General features: G+C 47.1%; 18 protein-coding genes. 5 read left to right on the forward strand and 13 right to left on the reverse strand.

Annotated features, from left to right (window positions below):
* The first annotated feature begins 152 nt into the window (after positions 1-152).
* Positions 153-2,108 (forward strand): acetate--CoA ligase, encoded by a 1,956-nt coding sequence (gene acs, locus ACSTTO_RS04410; RefSeq protein ID WP_439271931.1) that lies wholly within the window; start codon positions 153-155, stop codon positions 2,106-2,108.
* Between the two features lie 338 nt (positions 2,109-2,446).
* Here the strand turns inward: acs and ACSTTO_RS04415 are convergent, their stop codons facing one another.
* From ACSTTO_RS04415 to ACSTTO_RS04465, 11 genes are all read right to left on the reverse strand, one after another.
* Positions 2,447-4,378, reverse strand: coding sequence for an ImcF-related family protein (locus ACSTTO_RS04415; RefSeq protein WP_439271932.1), 1,932 nt, complete (start codon positions 4,376-4,378; stop codon positions 2,447-2,449).
* A 170-nt stretch (positions 4,379-4,548) separates the two neighbouring features.
* Positions 4,549-5,724, reverse strand: coding sequence for a type VI secretion system protein (locus ACSTTO_RS04420; RefSeq protein ID WP_439271933.1), 1,176 nt, complete (start codon positions 5,722-5,724; stop codon positions 4,549-4,551).
* 80 nt (positions 5,725-5,804) lie between these two features.
* A complete protein-coding gene (gene icmH, locus ACSTTO_RS04425) occupies positions 5,805-7,130 on the reverse strand; it encodes a type IVB secretion system protein IcmH/DotU (protein WP_439271934.1) in 1,326 nt (441 codons plus the stop codon).
* Positions 7,127-8,488, reverse strand: coding sequence for a type VI secretion system baseplate subunit TssK (gene tssK / locus ACSTTO_RS04430; RefSeq protein ID WP_439271935.1), 1,362 nt, complete (start codon positions 8,486-8,488; stop codon positions 7,127-7,129). Before tssK ends, icmH begins: the two co-directional genes overlap by 4 nt.
* Positions 8,478-9,458, reverse strand: a complete 981-nt coding sequence (gene tssG, locus ACSTTO_RS04435; protein WP_439271936.1) for a type VI secretion system baseplate subunit TssG — start codon at positions 9,456-9,458, stop codon at positions 8,478-8,480. The genes tssK and tssG overlap by 11 nt, the downstream gene beginning before the upstream one ends.
* Positions 9,455-11,227, reverse strand: a complete 1,773-nt coding sequence (gene tssF / locus ACSTTO_RS04440) for a type VI secretion system baseplate subunit TssF (protein WP_439271937.1) — start codon at positions 11,225-11,227, stop codon at positions 9,455-9,457. The genes tssG and tssF overlap by 4 nt, the downstream gene beginning before the upstream one ends.
* The gene (tssE, locus tag ACSTTO_RS04445) at positions 11,196-11,684 is read right to left on the reverse strand and encodes a type VI secretion system baseplate subunit TssE (RefSeq protein ID WP_439271938.1); all 489 of its coding nucleotides are present in this window, start codon (positions 11,682-11,684) and stop codon (positions 11,196-11,198) included. Before tssE ends, tssF begins: the two co-directional genes overlap by 32 nt.
* Positions 11,681-13,060 carry a type VI secretion system contractile sheath large subunit gene (gene tssC, locus ACSTTO_RS04450; protein ID WP_439271939.1) on the reverse strand — a complete coding sequence of 460 codons (1,380 nt, stop codon included), beginning with the start codon at positions 13,058-13,060 and terminating at the stop codon, positions 11,681-11,683. Before tssC (ACSTTO_RS04450) ends, tssE begins: the two co-directional genes overlap by 4 nt.
* Positions 13,061-13,064: 4 nt before the next feature.
* A complete protein-coding gene (gene tssC / locus ACSTTO_RS04455) occupies positions 13,065-14,543 on the reverse strand; it encodes a type VI secretion system contractile sheath large subunit (RefSeq protein WP_439271940.1) in 1,479 nt (492 codons plus the stop codon).
* Positions 14,544-14,580: 37 nt separating this feature from the next.
* The gene (tssB, locus tag ACSTTO_RS04460) at positions 14,581-15,114 is read right to left on the reverse strand and encodes a type VI secretion system contractile sheath small subunit (RefSeq protein WP_439271941.1); all 534 of its coding nucleotides are present in this window, start codon (positions 15,112-15,114) and stop codon (positions 14,581-14,583) included.
* A 26-nt stretch (positions 15,115-15,140) separates the two neighbouring features.
* The gene (locus ACSTTO_RS04465) at positions 15,141-16,151 is read right to left on the reverse strand and encodes a type VI secretion system protein TssA (protein ID WP_439271942.1); all 1,011 of its coding nucleotides are present in this window, start codon (positions 16,149-16,151) and stop codon (positions 15,141-15,143) included.
* 214 nt (positions 16,152-16,365) lie between these two features.
* Here ACSTTO_RS04465 and ACSTTO_RS04470 point away from each other — a divergent pair, with 214 nt between their 5' ends.
* The 4 genes from ACSTTO_RS04470 (at position 16,366) to ACSTTO_RS04485 (ending at position 20,270) form a co-directional block, all read left to right on the forward strand.
* Positions 16,366-16,845, forward strand: a complete 480-nt coding sequence (locus tag ACSTTO_RS04470) for an Hcp family type VI secretion system effector (RefSeq protein ID WP_439271943.1) — start codon at positions 16,366-16,368, stop codon at positions 16,843-16,845.
* A gap of 88 nt (positions 16,846-16,933) precedes the next feature.
* The gene (locus ACSTTO_RS04475) at positions 16,934-19,279 is read left to right on the forward strand and encodes a type VI secretion system Vgr family protein (RefSeq protein WP_439271944.1); all 2,346 of its coding nucleotides are present in this window, start codon (positions 16,934-16,936) and stop codon (positions 19,277-19,279) included.
* Between the two features lie 104 nt (positions 19,280-19,383).
* On the forward strand, positions 19,384-19,695 hold the full coding sequence (locus ACSTTO_RS04480; RefSeq protein WP_439271945.1) for a PAAR domain-containing protein: 312 nt from the start codon (positions 19,384-19,386) through the stop codon (positions 19,693-19,695).
* 236 nt (positions 19,696-19,931) lie between these two features.
* On the forward strand, positions 19,932-20,270 hold the full coding sequence (locus ACSTTO_RS04485; RefSeq protein ID WP_439271946.1) for a hypothetical protein: 339 nt from the start codon (positions 19,932-19,934) through the stop codon (positions 20,268-20,270).
* An 82-nt stretch (positions 20,271-20,352) separates the two neighbouring features.
* Here ACSTTO_RS04485 and ACSTTO_RS04490 read toward each other — a convergent pair whose 3' ends face one another.
* Together ACSTTO_RS04490 and ACSTTO_RS04495 are read right to left on the reverse strand one after the other, a co-directional pair.
* Positions 20,353-20,691: a hypothetical protein gene (locus ACSTTO_RS04490; protein ID WP_439271947.1), complete on the reverse strand. Its 339-nt coding sequence runs from the start codon at positions 20,689-20,691 to the stop codon at positions 20,353-20,355.
* Between the two features lie 123 nt (positions 20,692-20,814).
* Entirely contained in the window at positions 20,815-21,483 is a 669-nt protein-coding gene (locus tag ACSTTO_RS04495) for a GntR family transcriptional regulator (protein WP_439271948.1), read from the reverse strand.
* Positions 21,484-21,542 lie beyond the last annotated feature (59 nt).

The raw sequence follows: 21,542 nt of genomic DNA on the forward strand, positions 1-21,542 counted from the left end.
CAGATAATTGTCTTGTCTCGTCGGGTAACAGTTATAAACTCCGGCGCAATCAGACTTTTGCCTGATTTACGATGTGAACCGCAATGAGTAACAATGATGCGGTTTTTTATGCAAGGTGCCGGCAGGGAGGGCCGCCGGTACGAGGAGGAATAATGTCCGATAAGAAATATCCCGTATTGCCGGAGGCGAAAGCACGCGCGCTGATCGACAATGAAACCTATCTCGCATGGTATAATGAAAGTATCAGCGATCCGGATGCCTTCTGGGGCAAACACGGCAAGCGTATAGACTGGTTCACCCCTTACACCAAGGTTAAAGATACTTCTTTTGAGGATAATGTCTCCATCCGCTGGTATGAGGATGGAGTTACCAATGTGTCTTATAATTGCATTGACCGCCATCTGGAGAAGCGCGGTGACCAGACGGCAATTATCTGGGAAGGCGACAATCCTTATATTGACAAGAAAATCACCTATCGTGAACTGCATGAGAATGTCTGCCGCCTTGCCAATGTGATGAAAAAACACGGCGTGCGCAAAGGCGACCGCGTTACCATTTATCTGCCGATGATTCCGGAAGCCGCCTATGCGATGCTGGCTTGTGCGCGAATTGGCGCGGTTCATTCAATTGTTTTTGCCGGGTTTTCGCCAGAGGCTCTGGCCGGCCGTATTGTGGATTGTGAATCCACTTTTGTTATTACCTCGGATGAGGGGATTCGCGGTGGCAAGCCCATTCCGCTGAAAGAAAATACCGATACTGCAATTGATATTGCGGCCAAGCAATATGTGTTTGTCAACAAGGTATTGGTTGTGCGCCGTACGGGCGGCAAGATCCATTGGGGGCGCGGCCGTGATCTGTGGTATCATCAGGAAATTGCAAGCGTTGATGCTGTTTGCGAGCCGGAGCCGATGAAGGCCGAAGACCCGCTTTTCATTCTTTATACATCCGGTTCCACCGGCAAGCCTAAAGGGGTGCTGCATACCACCGGCGGTTATCTTGTCTATGCCTCCATGACCCATCAATATGTCTTTGATTATCATGAGGGGGATATTTATTGGTGCACGGCGGATGTGGGCTGGGTGACCGGACATTCCTATATTGTCTATGGTCCGCTTGCCAATGGTGCAACCACGCTGATGTTTGAAGGTGTGCCGAATTTCCCTGATCAGGGGCGTTTTTGGGAGGTGGTTGACAAGCATCAGGTCAATATTTTCTACACCGCTCCAACCGCAATCCGCGCTTTGATGGGAGCAGGCGATGAATTTGTCACCCGCAATTCGCGCAAATCTCTGCGTCTTCTCGGTTCGGTGGGCGAGCCGATCAATCCCGAAGCATGGGAATGGTATTATAATGTGGTTGGCGATCAGAACTGCCCTATTGTGGATACATGGTGGCAGACAGAGACCGGCGGCATTCTGATTACCCCGTTGCCCGGCGCAACCGATCTCAAACCAGGTTCGGCAACACGTCCGTTTTTCGGCATCAAGCCGCAGATTGTGGATTCGGAAGGCGCGGTTCTGGAAGGGGTGGCAGACGGCAATCTCTGCATTACCGATTCATGGCCGGGGCAGATGCGCACGCTTTATGGCGACCACCGCCGTTTTATCGAGGCCTATTTTACTACCTATAAGGGCAAATATTTTACCGGTGATGGGTGCCGCCGTGATGAGGACGGGTATTACTGGATTACCGGACGCGTGGATGACGTGTTAAATATTTCCGGTCATCGTCTTGGCACGGCTGAAATTGAATCGGCGCTGGTTTCGCATCATTCAGTATCCGAGGCAGCCGTTGTCGGTTATCCGCATCCGGTTAAGGGACAGGGTATTTATTGCTATGTTACCTTGATGACCGGTGAAGATGCCCATAATGAAGAGGCATTGCGCAAGGAGCTTACCAAACATGTGCGCACTGAGATCGGGCCGATTGCAACGCCGGATATGATCCAGTTTGCGCCGGGTTTGCCAAAAACGCGCTCCGGCAAGATCATGCGCCGCATCCTGCGCAAGATTGCCGAGGATGATTTTGGTGCGCTAGGCGATACGTCAACACTGGCTGATCCGGCTGTGGTTGATGATCTTATTGAGCACCGGCAAAACCGTAAATAAACATCAATTCAAGGCCGGCTTCACGCCGGCCTTGGTATATATCTGTGATTTCCGGAAGGGTTTTGAGCTAAAAACAGAGGGGCTGAAACCGTGTTAGTTTTTGTTTGTTTATTATATACATATAGAATACTTCACACTCAGAACTCATAAATCTTATGTCTTATTGATGTGTCCATGATGAAGACATAGTATCGCATTAAGACTGTGTTTGTTATGGCTACCCATTTGGTGCGTAATCTTTCCTTGCTGATGGCTGTAGAAATGAAAAATGTCATTGAATGGTATGTCTTTTGATCAGCTTGAGCTGGAAGGAACTTTTGCTGTGAGCTCTCAGGAGATTATTTCAGCTTCGGGCAGCGGAAATTTTGCAATAGTTCTTTATTATAAGCCGGAAAAAGGGCGCTGAAATTCAACTGAAAGCGAATGGGTTTCTGCTCTATATTGAATGTTGCAAGAAATTGACCATTGGCTGTCTGTTTAACGATTGCCCGGTCAAGCAAACGGAAAAGTGACCAGGAGCCGCGGGTATTGATCAGCTCCTGCCAGCCACTTGTAAAAACAAGCAGTTTTGATGTGCGGTTTGTGCCTGATGAAGGCCACTGGATTGAGACCGTGTCATTTTGCCGGGAGCTGCCGGCCACAGACGCATCTTCAATCTCCAGGAGAACAGCTTCAATGCCTGCCGGTGGTTTTTGTGCATTGATATTGAAGGAAATAGCAGGCGTCTGTGCATTATCAGGAAAAAAGCTTTGCCGGATTAAATCAGCTCTTTCAAACATTTCAAGGCCTATAAAGCCGGATGGGTCTTCTGTAAGGTCTTGTTTTTGCCAGCGCCATGGATGTGCAGATGTATCAATATATGGTTTGAGTGTCGTGTTTGTGAAATTTGTGAAGATTCCATCGGGCCCGAACAGGCGTGCAAAATCCTCCATTGTGATTTCATATGATGTATTTTTTTTGAACGGATAATGAGCGGAGACAAGTTTTTGGCAAATGCTGTTATTTTGATTACCCCATTGTCTGTTTAGCATTTGCCTTAATGTGGATTGTAATTCAGGTTCGGACCTTTCAAGAAACTGTTCTGTCCATGAGCGCAGCGGCAAAGGCAGGCTTGGTGCAAGATCCCGCAATTTCTTATATTGTTCGAATAGTCGGGTTTCGGTTACGCTATCCGGCTCTGGCGGTTGTTTTGTATTTAAACGGTTTGTGTTTTTTATAATCGGATCAAAAGTGGCAAAAAACTGATCAAGCAATGCGGGGGCTTTTTCAGGCGTATTGCTTTTTTTAAATATGGCCTGCAAGGGGGCAAAGGGTAAATTGTCTTTAAAAGTAGAGTTGTTGCTTGCCTGTGTCAGTTCACTGTCAGGCTTGTCAGGAAACGGGATTAAGGCTGTTTGTGCGGCAATATCCTGCAATAATTTAAGCAGCAGAATATTATAGGTGTTGCCAGTCTCCGGAACAGGGGCATTGGCATTGTTCGTTTGATCCGGCAATTGAATATGTATATTGGTCAGATAATCAGTCCATATCTGATAAAAGTTCTGCGAATAAGCGGTAAGAATATTTTGCGCCAGAATTGATGGATCTGTGCGCTCTGAATCAGACCAGATTTTCTGACCGGCTATAACATTGTGCAGAATGTTTGAAAAATGCGGAATGACAATATTATCAAAGCCCTTTTTTGTGTAAAATCCTGATATCAGGTTTGTTTTGCCCGCAGGGGGGTACAAAGCGATTATTCCATCCGGATTCTGCCTGATAATATCTGCTGCGTTCCAGCCGGGAAGGCCGACTGCCTGTGCTTCATTTTCCAAAAGATAAAGTGCGCGGCTGGTTCGTGAAAGCTTGCTGATCTGTAACCGCGCGGCTCTTATCAGGGCATTGTCTGGCGTAATCAGTCTATTGCCGGATTCAAGCAGATTTAAGAAAGCACTCATTATTTGCTTTTTGATTGCTATATCCGGTGCAGATATTGGTAATATTTTGCCCAGAATAAATTTCTGTTCACGTATTGTGAGCTGTATCTGCCCGGATAATGCCAGATAAAGTGCCAGTGCATTAAAAATCCGGTTAAGACTGGCGGAGTCTGTTTTTTTCAGGCACAGCTCGGCTTCCAGCGCATGCACCAGCCGCGGCAGCAGATATTTTTTCTGCAATTCACTATGAACCTTTTTTAGGTTCTTATTGAGCGTTTCACCGGCAATCAGCCTCTTTAGCAGGCTGTGATCTTGCTCTTTTATCAGTCGTTCCGTGATCGTGAGCGGGCTCATTACCTCTGAAAAGGAAAAAAGCCTTTGAGGGTGGCTCTCTATATTTGCAAGCATATCCTTGCTGGTTTTAATGTTTTCTGTAATATATTTTAAATAAATATTTGATTTTTTAAAAACACAAAACCACAAAAGAAGAGATGATAATATTGTTATTATAAATATTATTGTAATTATAGATTTTTTCTATATTTTTTACGCTTAATAAATTGAATATGGTTTGATATAAGGCAGTCTTTATGGATATAAGATACAAATTTTTTTAGAAATTTTGTATTCATCGTTTCATAAGATGCATAGGCTGCAGCTCGCGGTAATAATATGTTTTTCTCTGAAAATGAAATTGCCAGCTGTTCAAGGCGGCTTTTATATTGTTTTTTGAAATCAGCAAAATGTGCGGGAAAAAGAAAGACGGATTTTCGCAGCTGCGGGTCGGATGTCTGGTGAAGCTTCTCGGTAATCTGTTCTTCAATGCCGGCTTGTAATGTTTTAAACGCTTCATTCAGGGCAGAGCTATAGTGCTCAGGCTCCGTTTCTGCCGGTAGCGGCATGGTAACGCCGAGCAATGCATGTTTTTTCTGTTCATTGATTGTATGAAAATAATCAGAAAATCCATGGATTGCTTCTGCATCTCGCAACAGGAAATAGGTTGGCGGAACATAGCCCAGTATGTTGTTGAGTGGTTCTAAATATTCCATGATGGCATTTTGGGCATTTTGCCATTGCAGCTCATCTGTTATGGTGAGGCAGTCTAAGGTTATAATGAGACTGTTTACAGGAGACGTGGTTCTCCGCCGTGCCAGTTGCCGGATGAAAGTTGCCCATGCAGCCGATATTTTCTGCATAACTGCGTGTATTGGCAGGCAGTATTCCACATAAATGGAAGAGGGGGCTTCTGCCCAGCCATATTGGCCGGCTTTAACGGAGCCGGAGCAATAGAGTTTTTCACATAATTTCAGGCGAAAAAGAGCCTGAATGAGAGGGGATGAGCTGGTTTTGCCTAAATGGATAATAAGAGCCAGATCTTTTTTTGTATTGAGAAGTTTATAGTTGTTTTTTGATATATAATATTCGTTATTCCGCGGCTCTTTATCATTTGCAGATTTTTCATCATTATCGACAGCGCCGGTGCGCTGACTGTTTGTGAAAAAATACAAGATGATTGTTATCCATAACAGGAAAATCAGTAATATTGCAAAAAGGCGATGTGTGTTCTTTGCCAGGGGATAAATGCCATAAGCTGAAAGCTGATCACCCCATCCCCATATAACAGAGGCGATTAAGCTGACCCAGATCAGGCTCAGACCAAGCCATAGATAGAGAATTGAAATTTTTTTATAATTAAGCATTTTACAGTCAGTATATTTATTTGAGAGCTCTGTATGAGGGCACGAGCCGGAAAAAGAGATGCTCGTGAAAACAGGATATATTAATTTCTTAAATCCGAAGCCGGAGCAGCTTTGGTTGTTGTTGCATTTTTGGGGGTGATAAAAATTTCAACGCGGCGGTTTAAGGCGCGTCCTTGTGGCGTTGCATTGGTGGCAACAGGGTTTGCATCGCCTTTGCCCAGTGCGGTAATGTGAATATCTGGCATTGCAGCCTGTAATAATGCGGCTATGGTTTCGGCGCGTGCCTGTGAAAGAAGCAAATTAGAGGAAAAACGGGCAGAACGGATCGGCTGGCTGTCTGTATAGCCAACCACAGTTATATTGCGGCTGGTTTTGATAAGCGCACCGGCAATGCGGTTGATTAAAGCTGTAGCCTGCGGGTCAAGTTTATCTGAAGCGGAGGCGAAAAGCGGGCTTTGGAGGATGCGGATAAACAGGGTGTTATCTTGCTGTTTTGACACGATAATGGTTTTTTGGGCAATTTCTGGTGCAAGCAGCTCTGCCAGTTCCGGTTGTGGCGGGGGCATTTGTGCCGGAGTAACCGACGCCGGTTTGCTCTGTATGTCAAGAGGGGGGAAGGTGGGAACCTTATACTGTGTTAATAAATCAAGCGCAGTCACAGCCTTGTCGCGTGCCGGATGGAGAAGGGCATAGCATGTTATGGCGCAGAGCAGATTTGCAGCAATAAAGGCCGTGAATAGAGCCGGACGTAAGCGAAAGAATAGCTTGCGCTGATATAAAGGCATTTGCCTTGTGGCTGATCTGATAAGAGATGATTTATAATTATAATCCCCTTTAATTATATTATAAATAATATCAAGATATCTTTCTTTTTCTTCTTTATTATTTTCTGTTATTTTTAACTTCCCCTCAAAGCAAAGAGAGAGGCAATAATAGAATAAAATTAGTAATGGCTTGTTGTGTTTTTGCTCAGCGATATTTTTATTTAAAATTTCAAAAAAACGCTCGCCGCTATTGACGTCACGATGAAAATTGGCGGTTAAACCGCATTCAGCCCATCCTGCCCTCACGCTCCATGGCTTGCCCAGCACGGCATCATCAATGGTTGCGCATAGAATATAATGTGCAGTGACCGCATCATTTTTTTTTACCGCCGCGGCTGCAAGGGTCTGGCGATAACGCGATAGCATCTGAACAGCCAGATTGCGCAGGCGGTTAAAATCGCCGGTTATTTTTGTATATTTGAGAAAAATTGCAAAATTAATCAGTGGTGTGGCATAGGCAACGAGGGCAGGGTGCCTGTCAGAATCGAGGCAAAAACTGACCAGCCGGCTATAGGTGAAAGCGGCTGATGTTTCTGCCGGCGCTTTTTTGCCTGTCCGCGTATTCTGTATAGGAATATTCATCTTTTGAGCACCCACATTTGCATTTGCAGTTCGGGAAAAGGTGCAGCCAGATGCAAGGCAATGGCTTTTGACTGCTGCAATTCGCCCCAGAGCGGCGCGTTGCGGTCAAGCTCAAAATAGACGGCAGATTCCTGAAAAGGCAGTTGGCGGGGCACAACCGGCAAAAGATGCAGGCCAATGCCGGGAATAGCGACTTTAACCAGTTTGGCAATTGTCTCGATCGGCCCGATTTTGATTTGTGATGGTATGCGGTGTCGCAACTCTTCTTCTGATAAGGTTGACTGAACAGCAAGAATACAATCGGCATTATCAAGCAATACAGGGTCGTTAATTATGCCGACATAGAGACCGAATTGTTTTTTTACGAGATTGATAGCGAAAGTGCGTTTTTCCGGCATGGTTGCCAGATTGCTGCGCAAACCCGTCATTATAGCTGAAAAGCAGCGGCTTAAATCATCATGGCAATAAATGGTCAGGGAGGATGGGCATTTGTTTGCATTGCAAAATGCCGCCAGATCACCGGATAAGGCAAGGCAGAATTTAAAGAATGTGTCGGGGTGGGTGTGCGCTGCATGTTCAAGCATATTTTGCAGCGACGGCTCGGCACGGTTCAGAGCGGACAGGAGCAAAAAATCTGCCATTTCAGCCAGGCTGAGCGGTGTCGGCGTGCCGGTTCTTTCCGCAAGGGCCTGTGCACGTTGTGCAATCAGCCCGCTGAGTTCTTTCATAAAACTGACAAGCTTCGGGCTTGCGCCACAGTTCAGGCAAGGCGGGATAAAATGATTATCGAGAGTGACGGATTTATCGGGTTTTATTTCCCTGATGCGGGCAATCTCCAGTATTGTGCGGCCGCGCAGACGGTTGTCCTGAGCATTTTGTGCACAGATCAGCTGAAGATCAAATTGCCCCACTTCAATCTGCGCGCCTTGTGAAATATCACTATTGGCATCCGGCAGGTCTATTTCTCTTGTGGTGAGGCGAAATTGCCTGTCAGTTTTTGCGGCAGAAACATCATTATGCCGGATATCACGCCCTAAAGCATCGCGGCGGGCTAATGTGAGATAGATTGATTGGTTTTCAGCTGTTTCCTCCAATAGTATCGGGGCGGGCAAGGCAGCATCAACCGGAACCTCAAACATTGTGCCGTCGGGCATTCCTGCCCGCAACGCCAATAATGCAAATTCGCCGCACGCCAGAGCACCGGTATCAATTTCCATTGCGGCAATTCCCCGCCAATGACCGGGCGTCATATGCAATACAAGCTGCGTCATCCGTTCTGTCCAGCGGTCTGCCTGCTGGAAATGTTGCGGGCGTAGAAACATGCCCTCTCCCCAGATGACCCTGTTTTCATGATGCATGTTTCATGTCCTGCTGTGCGGTGGTGAGAATGGTTTGTTCGCGAAATATTGCATCGCCGCGATGTTTATCCGGTGTGGTTGTTGCCAGCCAAAGATCGTAACCAAGACGCGCGCTGTTTCGTGAATTGCCGGCACATATTCCGGTTTTATGCATCACCAGCTGAACATCAAAATGTAAGCCCATTCCGCAATAAAGCCGGATGAGGCGGCAGAGTTTTTGTGTAAGAGGCTGATCTGGCAGAAACCGGCGGAACAGGGACCGGTGCAGCGGCCCGAGCACAAGACGGAAATGCGACGCAGCATTTTTATTACAAAACCCAATAAAGCTATTGATCCCAAGCTGACACTGACCATTTAAAAAGCAGCGATCCTCAGCAGGAATTGGTTGCCAGCAGGGGCAGAATTCTTTGATCCGCACAGGGATTTCAAAAATATCTTCCAGCATGGCTTTGAGGCTGGCGGCATTTCGCCGGCTATCCGCAAAGAGCGTAGCAAAATGCGTAACAACTGCCTGCTGCCTGTCTTTTTCTGGTGCCAGTCCGCAGCCGGCAATTGCAGAGATGGTTTTTAAAAACGGGTTGTTTGCGGGCGCTTTCCACCGGCTTTGCCGGTGTGCGCGGTATTTGGCAGCTGCCCCGATCAGGTAATCGGCCAGATGGCGCTGAAACAGCGCAATAAAATCCGCATAGGAATGATTGCGCTTAAGTGCCTGATATAAGGCAGTTTCTTCATAATATGGAGGCAGGCACCCTGTTGCGCCTGTCAGGGCTGCCAGTGTGGTTACTATATGATTGCCATAGTGCCTGTCTTTTTCCAGCCTTACCGGATGCGGGCTGAGGGATAATTGCAGCGGCATAATAAATGCGCAATCCGGCAATTGCTGCCTTAAATGACGATAGGCAACAATGGTGTCAAAGCCGGAGATATCCGGAATGTTATTTGTCTTATTACTCGTTTTTAAGTCCTTCATACAGAATTCCGCATGGATGGGTGAAAAGGAAAATCAAAAACCGGTTCTGCAAAATTATCCATCCTTGCCGTTACACGGCAGAAGCTGTTGATGGATGTGTAGAGCTGTAAAAATCGATTAATTATGGTGCCAAAAATAAATATTTCAGCGTGTGATAAGATATTGTCCGAGAAGTGAATATTAAAATTGGTTGCAGCGGCAAAACCGCCTTGTTTGATGCGGCATGTGGAAGGAGTGGCTGTTACATTTTGAATTGCGCTGATAAATTTTTGGCCATCTGCATCATTATCTGTCAGGTAGAGTTGCAGAATATCGCGCAATGCCTTGCCTGTATCGCTTGTCATGGAGAGATGGTTCAGGCGCAAATGTGCAATGAACCGCCACATCTGATCATCAGAGTACGGGCGCGGAACCGGCGGCGTAAAGGGCAGGAGACAATATATACCCGCAATTTCGCTATGCGGCTTTGCTGGCAGAAGTTGCAGATAGCCGGCATTATAGGGAAGTTGATTTGGCAGGCCGGCATTGGTGCATAATGCTGTTATCTGTGTGATAATTTGCCTGTTATATTCAAGTGCATTGCCGCTGAAACTGATCTTGCAATCTTCATTCTCATTGATTTCCGGCTCCCGGATAACCTGCCAAACCAGATCAGCCGTGCCGTTTTGTGCCGTGGCATGATAGGCCGGATAGCATTGAACCGGTGCTTTGCCTTCCATTGTTGCGCTGATACATTCAACGGAATGAAATTTGCGGCTGTGGCGAAACCGTAAATCCGGCACAAGAGGGTAGTGCTCGCGTTTGGAACTTACACTGACCGGTTCACAGTGTTGCCGGAACAGGTTGATGACCGGGCTTGTGTTAAGGGTGATATTATCCGCAGACAGATTTCTGGTCAGAGCCGGATTCTGGCAGTTGAAATAAATTGCCAGTTCAAGTGTTTTTCCATTCCATTTCTCAAGGCCGGATATGTCGAAAAACAGGAATTTTCTTTTAAAGGCGAAAAACTCACTCAGCAACCGTAATCCTGTATGAAAATGTGCGGAAACCGGCAACAGGCTTTCCTCATCCGCAAAGCCGGCCTGCTGAATATGACTGTCGGACAAGAAAACAGGCTGTGTGATATTTTCACTATCGGACAGGCTGATACCCACGGCATTTAAAAAAATATGCATATAGAGAAGGCTTGCCTGATCCCATGCGCCGGCAAGATGAAAGCGTATCGTTTCCAGCCCGATTGCTCCCAGATTGCCTTCTTTTTTAAGCGGACTTAGGTGTATTTTTAATGCGCTTTGTGCTGTTTTGAACGGGCAGCAAGCACCGGCTTGCAGATTGGTCTCATAGCGCACAGCGGTTATTTTCGCAGGTATAAGGCTGATATCCTGTGTGGTGCGAAAACGGCATTTATCTCCCCTGATATCAGTACTCAGTAATTCAAGACCGCGCGCTATGGGGTGAACTGAGGCAAGATCCGGTGAAGGGATCAGGCTGACAAGGCTCATGGACGGGCGCGGTGCAAGAAGATGCGGGTAGAGGGCATCGAGAAGTCCTGCCGATAATTCGGGAAAGCTGTCGTCAAGTTTTTGTCTGATCCTTGCTGAGATAAAAGCAAAGCTCTCTATCAGCCGCTCAACATGGGGATCATCGGCAACCCCGTCTGACAGGCGCAATTTTGCCGCCGCTCCCGGATGTGTTTTGGCAAATGCGGTTGCCTGCCGCCGAAATGTCTGCAACTCATCATAATAGAGTGCCAGAAATTCTTTTTGCATAAGCGTTTTCCAATTGAATATGGCAGGACAGGAGGTCGATGACGGAGCGAAAAGCCAGAGGCTGGGGCTTATTTGTGCAATTTATTTTTGCTTCAATAATGATCTCAAGGCAGCCTGATGTGCTTTGGCTTTTTTCAGATAAGAAGACTTTGACCTGATGCAGACGGGGTTCAAAATCAGAAATCTGTCTGGCAATCCGGTTGAGAAAAAGAGCATGTGTTGCAGCGTCATCGCTGCCGATTATAGTCATTTCCGGTAAGCCATAAGTGATGAATGAGACGGGGTTCATCTCTGATGTTTTGGGAACAACAGGGTAGCGGCGGGTGGAAAACAGGGCGCTCAGATGGAGCCGAATATTTTCTGCCATCTCATCGCGCAAAGACATTTCTGTTTGCGCAATGGCTGTGTGCTGTGTGAGACGATCGAGAACCGAGAGGCTTTGAGTGGCTGTTTTCATTGGCTATATCCTGCGGCAGGGCGTGCAGATAAAGCTGCCCTTCCATCAACAAGCAGACGAAAAGTGACATGTAGCTGATCGAGATGCAGATGCGGCTGCAGATCCAGCTGGCAATTATATATGCCCGGGCGGCCGGCAACCTTGCTCACAGAGATGCGAAAGGCGCGTAAAGGATAGCGTGCGCGCAAAGTGCTGTCATTGTTGCTGCCTGCCAGCGTATAGCCAAGAAGCCAGTTTTGCAGTTGATTTTGCAAATGTGTCAGATTGGTGTTCTTGCCGATTTCACGCCGCATGATTGCTTTGAGGTAATGGGCAAAACGGGAGACACAAAGCACATATTGCAACATGGCTGACAGGGAGGGGGTATCTTTTTCCTGTTGTTTATCAGGCAAATACAGGCTCTGGCTGCTATTAAAAATCAGCCCTTCCATAAGATAGGATGTTGCAAGGGGCATAATGCCTGCAGCGCAAAATTGTTGCTGCTGCAGCGTGGTCAGGCGGATTTCAACAGGGGGCTGACGCAGGACTGTATCAATTGCAGCGGGCTCCTCATAAGGCGTTAAAACGGATTCGCTGATATAGCCGCCTTCCAGCGTATGATCATTGATACCGCGCAGGCCGGCAAACCAGCCATGGCGGATAAAATTATTCATAACATTGAGTGCAAATGCAAAACAGCCATTGCCAAAGCGCAGGCTTGAGCCATCCTTGGCAATCTCTTCTTCAAAATGAAAGCCATCCTGTCGTTGCGCTGCCCCTGTTTTATATGGGCTTCTTAATAAAATGCGTGGCGCTGCAAGAGCGAGAAAGCGAGCCTCTTCCCGTTTGCGCAATGCATTCCAGCGGGTAAATCGGGCTTTGGTAATCTGACTGATAATATCAGGAAGACGGTTGAGCTCCTGAAAATCAGTCAGCCCGACTGCGCCGGGGGCTGCGCCGCTAACAAAAGGGCAGAAGGCTGCTGCGGCAATATTGGCTAAAATGGCAAGCGTATTTTCTGTGTTGTTATGCCCTTGCAGATCCGGTTCCAGCATATAATCGCCAATGATAAGCCCGAAGGGCTCGCCACCGGGCATGGCAAATTCCTGATTATAGATCAGTTCAAACAGCCATGTGTGATCAAACTCACGATATGTGCAATCGCGGGTGATTTCCTGCCAGGTTGCCGGTAATATTTTAAGGCGCACGGTTCGGTTCAGCGGCAGTTCTGTCACCAACAGGTGCAGGCCGCGCCACAGACATTCTGCAGCAATCAGTTGCGGATGGCGGAGAATGGCATTGACCTGGCTATTTAAAAGCTGATCGACAAGGATGATCAGCCGCGCAGCATCAGGCTGTTGCATTTTTCCGGTCATATCCGAGGGCGCGGCAGGCATTTTGTCAGCTCTTTGCCGGAATGCGCGCAACAAGCCGCAAGGATGTTGTGAGTTCCTCCATTTGCAGCCACGGGCGCATCCATGCAACAGCATTGTAAACGCCAGGCCTGCCGGGAACCTCCTCTACACTGATTGCCGCATCCCGCAATGGATATTGGGCGCGGGTTTCAACGCTTGCATCATCATTGGCGTTAACATAGGCAGATATCCAGCGGTTCAGCCAGATCTCGCAATCTGCAGCCTCCATGAAGGAGCCGATTTTATCCCGCCCCAGAACTTTCAGAAAATGTGCAAAACGCGAAGTTGCAAGAATATAGGGCAGGCGCGCAGAAATTGCCGCATTGCTTGTTGCGGCATAATTATCATAAAGGCGCGGTTTTTGCGTGGTTTGCGCGCCGAAAAACACTGCATAATCGGTGTTTTTATAGTGGCAAAGCGGCATGAAGCCCAATTTGCCAAGTTCTGCGTCTCTTCGGTCTGTTATGCCGATTTCGGTCGGGCATTGCAGATCAATATCGCCATTGTCGCTGATAAATGTATATAGCGGAAGGTTCTCGGCCTTGCCGCCATTTTCCGCACCGCGAACAGCCGTGCACCAGCTGTGTTGCGCAAAAGAATCCGTCAGCCGTGCGCCAAGAACATAGGCGGCATTCATCCAGCAATAATTTTCATGGGGTAATTGTTTGTTGGGAAAGGCCAGGGTTTCATCATAATTGAATTCTTCAATGCGTGTTGCATTGGCCGCATAGGGCAGGCGTGCCAGCACACGCGGCATAGTGAGCACCATAAAACGCGCATCTTCTGTTTCGCGGAAACCCCGCCATTTTGTATATTCTGAAGTCTCAAATATTTTTGCCATATCCCGTGGCTTGCCGAGCTCACGATAATCATCAAAACCAAACATTGCCGGTGCGGCGGCTGCAATAAATGGCGCAAAAGAGGCTGCCGCAACGCCTGATATGTTGCGCATGAGTTCAATATCTTCCGCAGAATTATCGAACGCATAATCGCCGATCAGTACGCCGACAGGCTCGCCGCCGGGCGAGCCGAATTCAGCTTCATAAACGGTTTTGAAAAAATATGACTGGTCAAACTCAACAGCGCGGATCAGGTCTTTATGCAATTCCTGTTTGGAAACATTGAGCATGCGTAATTTTAACTGTGTGCCGGTTTCGCTATTTTGCACCAGATAATGCTGCCCGCGCCAGCTGCCTTCCAGCCGGCTGAATTCCGGTGCCTGCATGATGGCGGCCAGTTGTCCGGAGATAAGGGCATCAATTTTTTCTACCGCCTCACGGATCGTGAGAGAAAAATTGCGGTTAAAAGTGATTGTTCCTTCCAGTACCTGATCGGTTAACGCGCGTAGCAGCTGTTCAACGCGATCAGGTGTGGTTTGCTTTGTTGCTGCAATAATTTTAGGAAGAAGATTTTTATTCTTAACATCGGTTTCTATAGTAATGTCGCTGTCTAATTCTTGTTCCATAACTAAAATACCTTAAAAATTAATATTATTTTTTGGGTTATTCCGATGTAAGTTTAGGTGTATTCTGGTTATCGGCAGGATCTGTTTTTAGTTCTTCGATCAGTTTTTCGAAGCAGTCTTTATCCTGCAATATATTTTCAAGAATGTTTTCAAGCTCTGCGGAGAGGTCTGCCTTGCTCATTAAATCCCGCAGCATATTTCTGATGGCGAGGAGTTTTTTCAGTTCCGGAACCTGATCCACAATCGCGGCAGGTTCAAAATCGGCCATTTTTGTAAAATTGAGCGTGACGGGTAATTCAGTATCGTCATTTTTCAGCATATTGGGTACCCGGAGAGTGACGGCAGGCGCGATATTGCGCATAACATCATCAAAATTATCGCGGTCGATCTGAATAAATTTACGCTCATTAAAGGGTTTTGACCGGTCCCCTGCATTGCCGGAAAAATCTCCGAGTACACCCACAACAAAAGGGAGTTCTTTTTCAACGGAGCCGCCTTCTGTTTCAATTTCGTATTTAATATGAACGCGCGGCTTTCTTACGCGATCGATTTTGTCATATAGATTGGCCACGGTGGCGCTCCTTTACAGCTTTAAAATCAGTGATCATGATTGCCGGTTATGCGGATGCCCGCACTTGTCAGTATGGTGCAGCGGATATTTTCATCAGGCAGTAATTCTTCGAGCAGGGCATCAAAGGGCAGGTGTCCGCGGCGGATCAGTGTTTCGAGTGCCGGCGCAATGGGAGATTGCGGCTCCTGCCGGCGGAAAAATGACGCAACATCACCAAGCAGTTTCAGTGCCTGATCACGGCTGGTAATTGCGGCGCCTGGCAATGGTGCCGGTGCTGAGACTGCAGGAACGGAGCCTGTTGCGAGGGAAATATCACCGGGCGGGGTATCAAGGGAGGCGCCTGTTTTATCAAAACCGCACAAGTCATTGATTGCAGAGACGCATTCCTGGAGAACTGTAACCAGATTTGTGCGTGCGCATGGATGCTCCGGCAGCATTTTATCCAGATGTGCCAGCATGTCTTTATAAGCCATAATGCATTTGTGAATGGTCTCGCGCTGCAGATGCATGGCAGATTGCCCTGCATTACTTACGGCGAGGTCAAGCGCGCGGAATATCTCACTGTCCTGCATTCGCACATTGCTTTGATAATGCCACAGGTTGTGTGAGCCGTAACGGCTCTCGGGAATGAGCGGGCAGAGGCGCAAAGGCTGGATGAGTACACCTTCACTGCCCTCACCGCTAAGTTCGGCGATTGGCGCAATCCAGAATTGCGGCATCTCTGTCAGAGGTTCAATGGATGTCAGATCATGACCATAGGCTGAGATCAGGCCGCTTATAAACTGAAAGGCCCGCTCAAGACCTGTGAAACCTTCAAGGCGCAAAGAGGCCTCAGCCAGCCAGCTGCATAATTCCAGATCGGCGCAACCGGCAGAAAACAGATCTGTCAGATGCCGGTTTATTATTTTCCATTCTTCAAGGATTGTAGGGGATATTTCACCGTATTTTTCCCTCTGCCGCACAGACATACGCAAATCCTTGGTGGCGTAATAGGTCTCGCGCATAGTGCTGGAATCGCGCGGATTAATGGCTGGCATATCAATATTCATGTTAATAAAATTATTTTAATGTAAGGTGTTAATGGATGATTCTAATTATATATATTATTAAATTTTTAACAATCGCCATTAAATATTGGCAATTACTTGTAATTTACTTGGGTTATTTTTTATAATTTAAATTGATTTGTGATTTTAAATTGTTTTTTGAGTTAGTTATTACTTGGATTGCAATTATTTAAAGGGAATAAAGATGGGAATTTATCTCAAGATTGATGGTGTTGATGGCGGTGCAACTCATGAGCAGCATAAAAACTGGATCGATATCAGCGGCATTGATTTCAATATTAGTCGCTATATTACGAGTGTTTCCGGTGCTGTATCGAACAGAGAAGGTGTGCAACCGGCTTTTAGTGATCTTCATCTTGGCAAGCGTTATGATAAGGCCAGTTTGAAGTTGAAACAGCTGGCTGCATCTGGTTTGGCTTCTAAAAAGGCTCTTATTCACTTTGTTACAACGGGGGATCCGGGTGAAACCTATCTGGAAATTACGCTGAATAATGCGCTGATTTCAAACTACTCTTTGACATGTGGCAAAGATTACATGCCTGAGGAGAGTTTTTCTTTAAATTATACTGAAGTAGAATGGAAATTTACTGAATATGATGAAAATAACAAGGCGCAATCACCGCTTGTTTCCGGTTATAATCTTGCTACATGTAAAATAAAATAAAAATTTTATTTTACATTTCAGAAATTGAGCATTGTATAAAATTTCCTGATTTATTTTTATTTAAATTTAATCATGGCGGAAAAGGCTGATGTCTGCAGTGCAGCAGGATGATTACAGTGCAAAAGATCGGTGTCTTCGCCTTGAAATAGCGGCCATTGCGGGGGAGATTCATGCTGATCAGGCGGAAATTACTGAACAGGTAAATAACCTATATTGTGCTGATGTCACTTTTAGCTGTGATGAAGATATTGTTCCTCAGGAAATTATTGGCAGTAAAGCTGAAATTATATTTGCCTGTGCTGTTGCGGGTGAGAAAAATACTACATGCCGCTCTCTTGATGGAATTATTACAAAAATCCGGATGCTGTCAGCTTCCGGGCAAGGGGGGCGGCAATATAGTGTTCAATTACGGCCGGCTTTATGGCGGCTTGGTCAGGTTCCGGATTATCGCATATGGCAGCATATGAGTGCTGTGGATGTGGCGGAAACCCTGACAAGGGAATATAATCTTCCCGCTGTTGATTTTCGGATCAGGCAACCACCGCAAATTATTGATTATAGTGTGCAATATGGTGAAACTGATCTTGATTATCTTTTTCGCCGTCTGGAGCAGGCCGGTTTGTTCTGGTGGTTCCGGCGGGAAAAGGAACAGCACATATTATGCGTAGGTGACCGGGCATCATCCTGGATGCCTGCCAGAGAATGGCAGGATGGTGCTGCCGGCTTTTTTTTGAGTGAGAAGCGCGATAACAGGCGCGACGGGCAGGAATATATTCAGCAGGAACATATATATGAATGGCAGGAGACATTCTGTTTTGTTCCGCCCTCACATAGCGGTGCCGACTGGAATTTTGAAATGCCGGATGCTGCCGTGGCTGCACAGGTGCCTTCGCTTGTCACCTGTACAGATTTTACGGATAAGGGGATATTCGCCTATCCGGCCGGCGCGCATACTGCCGAGCAGGTGGAGCAATTGCAAAAATTACGCATGCTGGCAGATGAGGCCAGGCATTGTGTGGTCTGTGGGAAAAGCGCCATACATCTTTTAGCGCCGGCGCGCATATTTACGCCGCTTCTTCCTCGTGGCGGGCAATTGCCGGATTATGTGATTACAGGTGTTACGCATCATATATCGGTTGCAAGCTCTGTATCAGGCCGGCAATCGCCTCATTACCATAATAGTTTTACTGCTGTTCCGGCTGATATTGCGTTGATACCGCAGCTTGCGCATCCGGCTCCGCGTTGCGCTGCAACGCAGATTGCGATTGTGGCAGGGCCAAAACAGGAAGAAATTTATTGCGATAAATATGGCCGTGTTAAATTGTGGTTTCCCTGGGACAGGCGCGCCAAAAAAGACGGCTCGGATACATGCTGGGTTCGTGTGGCACAAATTTGGAATGGTGCCGGATACGGGGCTGAGATTATACCGCGGGTCGGGGCGGAGGTTGCGGTGTCTTTTTTAAATGCAGACCCTGACCATCCGGTCATTATAGCTTCGCTCGTAAACCCGAAAGCGATGCCTGCCTATAAGCTGCCTGATTTTAAAACACGTCTGACAATCCGCTCCAGGACATATAAAGGCGAGGGATTTAACGAAATATTTTTTGAGGATGCTGCGGGAAAGGAAAATTTTTCAACAATTGCGCAGAAGGAAAGAACAGAGATTGTCGGCGGCAGCCGGCATAGCAAGATTGCCAAGGATTATATCAGTAATATTGGTGGTGATCATATTTATTCGGTTAATGGCAATTACAGGGTGGAGACCTCAGCTTCAACCCATATGGCTGTTGGTGCCCAAGGGGCGGAGGCAGAGAAAATTCTGGCAAAATTATCGCCCTTTAACAGTAAAACCGCCTGTTTGCTGGATCAGGGGGCCGGCCTTGCAAGCGGAGTAGGGCGAGACGGGCTGAAAGCTCTGGCAAAAGCACTGAGAAGCGGAAAGCTGGGATTTATCCCGCAGAAAAGAGAGCAAAAGCAAAGTAGCTTTTCAGAAAACGGGCTTGCGGAGAAGGGCGAGAGCGGGCTCGGAATACAAGACGAGACCGGTTCAGCCTTTCAGGGCAAGGGAGAGCACCATACGCTGATTTCCAGGCTTCGTTCCGCAACGGTCGGGCATGCCTGTGTCGATCAGATTGCCGGCGGCAAGGTTCTTCATGTCGGCGGGGTTTATCTTAACCATATTGCTGAGGAACAGATTACAACGGTTGGTAAAAAACTGACAATGCTGAGCGGTGAGGTGACGGATATTGAATCAAAAAAGATTGAGCTTTTTGCAGATAACGCAATCCGTCTTTCTGCTCCTGGCGGTTATATTGAACTGAATAAAAGCGGCATTATTCTTCACGGTTTGAAAATTGATATTCAGGGTAATCATGTCGATTTTCAGCAGGGCGGCGCTGGTGAAGGGACAAGGAAAACATTGCCTGAAAGCTAGCTATGTTTTGTTTATAGCTTGTGTTTTGATATGACAAAATTGCAGGCCGATTGCGGCTGATAATTGTTTTAAAAATTTTCTAAAATCATTACAAGAGGTTAGGTATGTTTGCAAGGCCGGTTGCCTTGTTGGGTCATAATCATATTTGCCCGCAGACGGAAATAGTGGCTGGTGTGCCGGTTCCTCATACTGGAGGGCCAATTATCACTGCGCAACAATGCTTTGTTACGGTTTGCGGGGTGCCGGTTGCAACCATTGCCGATAAAGCAATCTGTGCCGGTGTCGGGCAAATGGATGAAATTCAGGAAGGTTCTTCCATTGCCAGTATTCAGGGCAGGAAAATCAGCCGTGCCGGTGATTGTTGTCAACATGGCGGGGTGATTGTGCAGGGAATACCATGGATTACGTTGATCTGAGGCTGGATTATGATGTTTTAAATATATCTCATCCGGTTTTATAAAGACACTTCATTTTTATACTATAAATATATTTAAGATTGGTTGTTGTTTTGTTTAAATTTAAAAGTAAAATTTTAAGAGGTTGTAATTTATTACCATCAACATATGCGAAATTACACGAGATTCATAGTACATATTGGAATGCGGAATTTTTTAATTTGATCAGAAAAAATAAAATTTTATTTGAAAGTTTTATGGAGGATCTAAACGGTTTTCTCGGAGAAATTGAGACATTGGGAGCAACAAATGATCACCCGCTGATTGCGAAAACATGCCGGGATATGAGCATTGATGCATCGCGTGATATTGTGAGGCAGCTTTATAATACAGACAGATCCATGACCGGTATTTTTCTGATGCGCTGTATGCGGATCAATAATCTTAGTACTCATGATGAAAAGGCGCTGCAGGCATTTAAACATCTGTTTGATGATCTGGGAATCAAGATTGAAGGGAATTGGGGGCAATGTGTGCAAGCAGTGTCTTTTAATTGCACCAGCTTTGTGGATGGCAGGATTATTGTGCAGTTATAAGCATATTTGCCTGTAAGCCGATCGCTGTGCCGGCTTGCAGGAAGCTTATTGCAATAATTCAGCGTTGTTGGCCGGCCGTCTGTCAGCGCCGTGCCAGCAAGGCAAGGGTAATGCTGATACCGGCAAGGATCGCAGCTGTGGCAAGCGGGTTTTCGCGCGCTGTTTGCCGGACATAATGTGCCTGATGGCGCATTTCCCGGGCGGCATTGCGGCCATGCCGACGAAGCCTGTTATAGTTGCCGGTCAGATTTTCACGAACATCATCATAGACCGCGCTGCCCTGTTCGGCCAGCTTGCCGGTCAGTATTTCCAATTCGCTTTTGAGATCTGCAATCTGTTCTTCGAGTGTTTTTTCAATTTCATTCTGCATTTTGGAAGCCATGCTGATATCCTTCAGACGGATTGCGGCAGCGGGAGACATTTGCGCCCCTGTTCGTTGTATTAACGAAACAGAGGCTGATAAGTTCCTGAAGTTTTTGAAAACGCCGGTCTGCACGCTTCCCATGGCCGTTGGTAACAGGGGGGGGCTTGTTGAGCATAATTTTTAAGGGGTAAGGGTGCGCAGATAGGTAATCAGCTGTTTTGCAGTTGCAATGGCGGCATTTTCATCGCGGGCAACGATAGCTTCAATAATGCGCCTGTGGGCGGCTGCTGAATCATCCAGGCTGTTTTGCTGACGCAACCGGTACCAGAAGCGCCGGCTATGGGTTTGCAGCGGAGCGGCAAGGCGTGCGGCATAGGGGTTGAGCGAGGCTTGCCCCAGCACATCATCAAAGGCTTTGTCGGCATCAAGAAAGAGCGCAATATTTTGCGTTTCAGCAGCCTGTTTCATCATGGAGGCTGCATCGCGCAGTTTTTGATGGGTGTGCGGGTCTGAGAAACGCGCCGCATCGCGGCACAGCACCTGTTCAACACCTTCACGGGCATCAAGCACTTTGGCAAAATCCTGCGGATCAAGCGGGGTAATGGCAATGCCCGAGCGCGGCCGCACCTCCATCAGCCCTTCCCAGGCGAGCCGTTGAATGGCCTCGCGCACAGGGGTGCGCCCCATGCCGGTCAGTTCGATTAATAAGCGTTCATTAATAACAGAGCCGGGTTTTAATTGCAGTGTTACCACAGAGCGTTCAAGCAGAAGATAGGCCTGATCGGAAAGGCTGATTGTGCCGGCTGCCGGAATTTGCTGGCTGTCTGGCTGTGAAATATGCCCTGTCATCGAGGCTTGGTGTCCTTATCGTTTCGTTTCTTTACGAATTATCCTGTGCGAGAAATACA

Source organism: Pseudochrobactrum albidum (genome assembly GCF_051851455.1).
In the GTDB taxonomy this organism is placed as follows: domain Bacteria; phylum Pseudomonadota; class Alphaproteobacteria; order Rhizobiales; family Rhizobiaceae; genus Pseudochrobactrum.

What these genes read in the sequence shown, in the direction of transcription:
- acs (WP_439271931.1), top strand. Translation starts at nt 153, where the DNA reads ATGTCCGATAAGAAATATCCCGTATTGCCGGAGGCGAAAGCACGCGCG.
- tssK (WP_439271935.1), bottom strand. Translation starts at nt 8,488, where the DNA reads ATGCATCATGAAAACAGGGTCATCTGGGGAGAGGGCATGTTTCTACGC.
- ACSTTO_RS04420 (WP_439271933.1), bottom strand. Translation starts at nt 5,724, where the DNA reads ATGCTTAATTATAAAAAAATTTCAATTCTCTATCTATGGCTTGGTCTG.
- tssG (WP_439271936.1), bottom strand. Translation starts at nt 9,458, where the DNA reads ATGAAGGACTTAAAAACGAGTAATAAGACAAATAACATTCCGGATATC.
- ACSTTO_RS04415 (WP_439271932.1), bottom strand. Translation starts at nt 4,378, where the DNA reads ATGAGCCCGCTCACGATCACGGAACGACTGATAAAAGAGCAAGATCAC.
- tssE (WP_439271938.1), bottom strand. Translation starts at nt 11,684, where the DNA reads ATGAAAACAGCCACTCAAAGCCTCTCGGTTCTCGATCGTCTCACACAG.
- tssC (WP_439271939.1), bottom strand. Translation starts at nt 13,060, where the DNA reads ATGCCTGCCGCGCCCTCGGATATGACCGGAAAAATGCAACAGCCTGAT.
- ACSTTO_RS04470 (WP_439271943.1), top strand. Translation starts at nt 16,366, where the DNA reads ATGGGAATTTATCTCAAGATTGATGGTGTTGATGGCGGTGCAACTCAT.
- tssC (WP_439271940.1), bottom strand. Translation starts at nt 14,543, where the DNA reads ATGGAACAAGAATTAGACAGCGACATTACTATAGAAACCGATGTTAAG.
- ACSTTO_RS04480 (WP_439271945.1), top strand. Translation starts at nt 19,384, where the DNA reads ATGTTTGCAAGGCCGGTTGCCTTGTTGGGTCATAATCATATTTGCCCG.
- ACSTTO_RS04465 (WP_439271942.1), bottom strand. Translation starts at nt 16,151, where the DNA reads ATGCCAGCCATTAATCCGCGCGATTCCAGCACTATGCGCGAGACCTAT.
- tssF (WP_439271937.1), bottom strand. Translation starts at nt 11,227, where the DNA reads ATGCAAAAAGAATTTCTGGCACTCTATTATGATGAGTTGCAGACATTT.
- icmH (WP_439271934.1), bottom strand. Translation starts at nt 7,130, where the DNA reads ATGAATATTCCTATACAGAATACGCGGACAGGCAAAAAAGCGCCGGCA.
- ACSTTO_RS04475 (WP_439271944.1), top strand. Translation starts at nt 16,934, where the DNA reads ATGTCTGCAGTGCAGCAGGATGATTACAGTGCAAAAGATCGGTGTCTT.
- ACSTTO_RS04490 (WP_439271947.1), bottom strand. Translation starts at nt 20,691, where the DNA reads ATGTCTCCCGCTGCCGCAATCCGTCTGAAGGATATCAGCATGGCTTCC.
- ACSTTO_RS04485 (WP_439271946.1), top strand. Translation starts at nt 19,932, where the DNA reads ATGGAGGATCTAAACGGTTTTCTCGGAGAAATTGAGACATTGGGAGCA.
- ACSTTO_RS04495 (WP_439271948.1), bottom strand. Translation starts at nt 21,483, where the DNA reads ATGACAGGGCATATTTCACAGCCAGACAGCCAGCAAATTCCGGCAGCC.